Source organism: Inquilinus sp., from assembly GCF_039594555.1.
Classification (GTDB): domain Bacteria; phylum Pseudomonadota; class Alphaproteobacteria; order DSM-16000; family Inquilinaceae; genus Inquilinus.
Map to the genome: position 1 here is coordinate 1 of NZ_JBCNNF010000529.1, position 4061 is coordinate 4061.

The window sequence follows — 4061 nt, forward strand, 5'->3', positions numbered from 1 at the left end:
TGCGATAGGGGCGCTGCGCCGCGGCCAGCGCCTCCAGCGTCACGCCGCGGGCGACGCAGCCGGGCTCGTACAGGGCCACCGGCAGCGGCTCCTCCGCCTGCGGGTCGTGGTCGGGCGACCCGAACCACACCAGCGGCTCGCGACGCAGCAGCTCGCCGTCGCGGCCGGGACCGCGGGTGACGACCGCCAGGTCGACCTCGCCGGCCGCCAGGCGCCGGTCCAGGAAGGTGGTCTGCTCGCAGATCAGCTCGACCTCGACCTGCGGGTGGGTGGCGGCGAAGCGCGACAGGATCGGCGGCAGCAGCGAATAGGCGTAGTCATCGGGGATGCCCAGCTGGACCCGGCCGCTCAGATCGGGCTCGACCAGCGCCGCCCAGGCCTCCTCCTCCAGCCGCAGCATGCGCCGGGCATGGCCCAGCAGGCTCTCGCCAGCCGGGGTCAGCCGCACCTGCCGGCTGCTGCGGTCGAACAGCCGCTTGCCGACCGCCTCCTCCAGCCGCCGCACCTGCATGCTGACGGCCGACTGCGTGCGGCCGACCCGCGCGGCGGCCAAGCTGAAGCTGCCGCCCTCGGCGATCGCCACCAGGGTGCGCAGCACATCGAGATCGAGGCGTCCGTTCATGGCGGGGGTCCTTTGAACCGTCATCGCGAGCCCCGCAGGGGCGTGGCGATCCAGCGGCACCGCCCTCTGGATCGCCACGGCGCTTCGCGCCTCGCGATGACGGTGAGGAAAGACCGCTCGGTCAACTATAAATCCAGGTGATGCTCGGCTTCAAATCTATTCGTTTGATTGAAGCATCGGGCGCGCCCAGCTTTCCTCCATCTGAACCGTGGAGGCGGCGATGGGTGGAGAGACGGCGGCGGAGCGGCGGACGGGGATCCTGCAGCTCACCCTGGGCATGGCGGTGGTCGGCACCGTCGGCGTGTTCATGGAGGAATCGGGGCAGGGGCCGATCAACGCGGTGTTCTTCCGCTGCGTCTTCGGCGCGTTGGCCCTGCTGGCCTTCTGCGCCGCCCGCGGCTGGCTGCGCGACCTGCGCCTGGCGCCGCGGCAATGGGGGCTGATCCTGTTCGGCGGCGTCTGCATCGTGCTGAACTGGGTCGCGTTCTTCGCCGCGATCCGCCACACCACCATCGCCTTCGCCACGATCGTCTACCACGTCCAGCCCTTCTGGGTGGTGCTGGCGGGGGCGGTGCTGTTCGGCGAGCGGCTCAGCGGCCGCAAGCTGGGCTGGATCGCCATCGCCTTCGCCGGGCTGGCGCTGGCCACCGGCATCGGCGATGGCGACGCCGAGCCAGGGCGGCTGCTCGGCGCCGGCCTCGCCGTGCTGGCCTCGCTGCTCTACACCGGCACCGTGCTGGCGACCAAGGAGCTGCGCGGGGTGCGGCCGCATCTGACCGCGATGATCCATGCCGCCACCGGCATCGTGCTGCTGGCGCCCTTCGTCAGCACCTCCGCTTTGCCGGCCACGCCCGGCCCCTGGGGCTGGCTGGCCGGGCTCGGCATCGTCCACACCGGGCTGGTCTATGTCCTGATGTACGCGGCCTATCCGAAGCTGCCGACGCCGGTGATCGCGGTGCTGGCCTTCGTCTACCCGGCCTCGGCGATCGTGGCCGACTGGCTGGTCTACGGCCATCGGCTGGGACTGGAGCAGGCGGCCGGCATGGGCCTGATCGCGCTCTCCAGCCTGGCGGTGACGCTCGGCTGGCGGCTGTGGCCGGCGCGGCGGCGGGCGGCGACATCCGGGTTGACGTCCTGCTAGCGTTCGTTCATGGTATGTTCATGCGCAGGATCAAGACCGCTCTCGACCTCAGCATCGCAAATGATCCGGACCTTGTCCGGCTCGAACGCCACATCCGCACGCTGCATGAGGTGGCCGAGCTCGACATGGCGGTGGCGGAACAATTGTCGAAGGATCCCGCGAAGCTGTTGGAGAGGGGCGACAGCTTCCTGCGGCTCGCCAAGGAGGTGACCAAGACGATCGCCTTGGCGAACAAGCTCCAGCAAGACTATCAGCGACGGCGCGAGGCGCTGGAGGCAGAGCGAGAGCAGCGGCTCGCCACCGCCCGCGCCGCGTTCCTGGCCGAGGGGTCGGCGCCGGGCACGACCCGGCACTAGCGCCGTGGGGGCTATCGCCGGCCCGCGGTGATGGATTATGGGGAAGGCACGGACTGAATCCGGAAACGCCGGGCAACGGCGGGGAGGCCAGGCTGTGCTGTTCATGATCATCGAGCGTTTCGCCAACCGCGACCCGGTGGCGGCCTACCGCCATCTGCGCGATGCCGGCCGCGGCCTGCCCGAAGGGCTGAAATATGTCGACAGCTGGGTCGAGGCGAATTGCGACCGCTGCTTCCAGCTGATGGAATGCGACGACCTCGCCCTGCTGCAGCAATGGGTGCTGCACTGGCGCGGCACCGGGGTGAATTTCGAAATCGTGCCGGTGCTGCGCAGCGCCGAGACCCGGGCCGTGGTGGCGCCGCTGCTCGACCCGCCGGCCACCGGCCCGATCTCCTGAAAGGCTTGACGATGTCCGACCTGCCCGTGGCCGCCGAATGGTTCCGCAAGCGGGACATGGGCGGCGGCCTGACCCTGATCGTCGAGCCGCACACCGATGTGCTGATGCGCGCCAACATCTGGCATCTGCGCGGCCGCGACCGCGACCTGCTGGTCGATGGCGGCCTCGGCGTGGCGCCGCTGCGGCCGGCCTTCCCCGAGCTGTTCGCGGGGCGCGAGACGATCGCCCTGGCCACCCACACCCATGCCGACCATATCGGCGCGATCCATGAGTTCGAGCAGCGCTGGGTACACCCGCTGGAGGCCGAGTCGCTGGCCCGGCCCCGGCCCGGCACCCTGATCTCCGACCAGATCCCGGCGGAGGCGCGGCAGCGCTTCGTCGCCGCCGGCTATCCGCCGCTCGGGGCCGCGCTGGTCACCGCCGTGCCTTATGAAGGCTACGACCTGGGCGGCTACGCCCTGCGGGGCGCGGAGCCGACCCGGCGGATCGAGGCCGGGGAAATCGTCGATCTCGGCGACCGGCGCTTCCGGGTGCTGCATGTGCCCGGCCATTCGCCCGGCAGCATCGCCCTGTTCGAGGAGGCGACCGGCACGCTGTTCGCCGGCGACGTGATCTATGACGGCCCGCTGCTGTATCGCGGCCCGGGCATGGAGATCGGCGACTATGTCCGCTCCTTCGCCCTGCTGCGGTCGCTGCCGGTCACGGTGGTCCATGCCGGCCATGACGACAGCTTCGGCAAGGCGCGACTGGACGCCATCATCGACGCCTATCTCGCCCGCTGGCGGGATGAGGGGCTGATCGAGGGCTGAGGGGAACGGCTCGCCGCCGCCCGCCGTTCCTCCGGCGGGCAGGCGAGGGATGCATGGCGACTCCGGATGGTCCGAAGCGAAGACGGCAGCGCGACATCGTCCTGCGCAGCCTGGCCCGGCGGCTGATCTTCCTCGCCGGGCTGGCGCTGCTCGCCCTCGTCATCGTGCTGGTCCGCTTCGGACCCTGGTCGTGACCGGCTAGCTCACCCCCTCATACTCCACCGTCGTCATCATGCCGCCCTCCATGTGGTACAGGTGGTGGCAGTGGAAGGCCCAGCGGCCGGGGTTGTCGGCGTCGAAGGCGACCGTCACGGTCTTGCCCGGCGGCACCAGCACCGTGTCGCGCCGGGCGCCGGACAGGGGCTGGCCGTCGATCGCCACCACCTGGAAATGATGGCCGTGCAGATGCATCGGATGGGCCATCATCGACGGGTTGCTCATCACCAGCGCCACCCGCTCGCCCTGCCGCACCGCCAGCGGCGTGTCCCGGCCGTGCACCTTGCCGTTCAGGGTCCAGACATAGCTCGCCATGTCGCCGGCCAGCACCACCGGGATGGTGCGGTCGGCCGGGCGGGCGGCCAAGGGCTCCGTCGCCCTGAGCGTCGCCTCGAAGGCGAGGTCCAGCGCCGCTGCCTTGTGCTCGCCGAGATCGGCGATGCGCGCGACCTTGGCGCCGGGGGCGGCCAGCACCAGCCCGGTGCGCTGCCGGTCGCCCTCGCGCAGCGCCAGCACCGGC

7 protein-coding genes are annotated in these 4061 nt (G+C 71.0%); 5 read left to right on the top strand and 2 right to left on the bottom strand.

From position 1 onward, the window contains the following. Positions 1-622 (bottom strand): LysR family transcriptional regulator (locus tag ABDW35_RS33320; protein ID WP_343718146.1); only part of this gene is annotated, 622 nt, incomplete at its 3' end. A 220-nt stretch (positions 623-842) separates the two neighbouring features. Between ABDW35_RS33320 and ABDW35_RS33325 the strand changes: the two genes are divergently transcribed. From ABDW35_RS33325 to ABDW35_RS33345, 5 genes are all read left to right on the top strand, one after another. Continuing rightward, entirely contained in the window at positions 843-1763 is a 921-nt protein-coding gene (locus ABDW35_RS33325) for a DMT family transporter (RefSeq protein WP_343718147.1), read from the top strand. A gap of 20 nt (positions 1764-1783) precedes the next feature. Further along, the gene (locus ABDW35_RS33330; RefSeq protein WP_343718148.1) at positions 1784-2119 is read left to right on the top strand and encodes a hypothetical protein; all 336 of its coding nucleotides are present in this window, start codon (positions 1784-1786) and stop codon (positions 2117-2119) included. 103 nt (positions 2120-2222) lie between these two features. Further along, positions 2223-2516, top strand: a complete 294-nt coding sequence (locus ABDW35_RS33335) for a DUF3303 family protein (RefSeq protein ID WP_238578715.1) — start codon at positions 2223-2225, stop codon at positions 2514-2516. 11 nt (positions 2517-2527) lie between these two features. Beyond that, positions 2528-3325 carry an MBL fold metallo-hydrolase gene (locus tag ABDW35_RS33340; protein WP_343718149.1) on the top strand — a complete coding sequence of 266 codons (798 nt, stop codon included), beginning with the start codon at positions 2528-2530 and terminating at the stop codon, positions 3323-3325. 53 nt (positions 3326-3378) lie between these two features. Continuing rightward, positions 3379-3519, top strand: a complete 141-nt coding sequence (locus ABDW35_RS33345) for a hypothetical protein (protein ID WP_343718150.1) — start codon at positions 3379-3381, stop codon at positions 3517-3519. 4 nt (positions 3520-3523) lie between these two features. On the opposite strand, the gene ABDW35_RS33350 is transcribed toward ABDW35_RS33345, so the two are convergent. Continuing rightward, positions 3524-4061: multicopper oxidase domain-containing protein (locus tag ABDW35_RS33350; protein WP_343718151.1), on the bottom strand; the 538-nt coding region annotated here is incomplete at its 5' end.

Excerpts from the sequence above, each read along its gene's own strand:
- ABDW35_RS33340 (WP_343718149.1), top strand. The coding sequence starts at position 2,528 with ATGTCCGACCTGCCCGTGGCCGCCGAATGGTTCCGCAAGCGGGACATG.
- ABDW35_RS33330 (WP_343718148.1), top strand. The coding sequence starts at position 1,784 with ATGCGCAGGATCAAGACCGCTCTCGACCTCAGCATCGCAAATGATCCG.
- ABDW35_RS33325 (WP_343718147.1), top strand. The coding sequence starts at position 843 with ATGGGTGGAGAGACGGCGGCGGAGCGGCGGACGGGGATCCTGCAGCTC.
- ABDW35_RS33345 (WP_343718150.1), top strand. The coding sequence starts at position 3,379 with ATGGCGACTCCGGATGGTCCGAAGCGAAGACGGCAGCGCGACATCGTC.
- ABDW35_RS33335 (WP_238578715.1), top strand. The coding sequence starts at position 2,223 with ATGATCATCGAGCGTTTCGCCAACCGCGACCCGGTGGCGGCCTACCGC.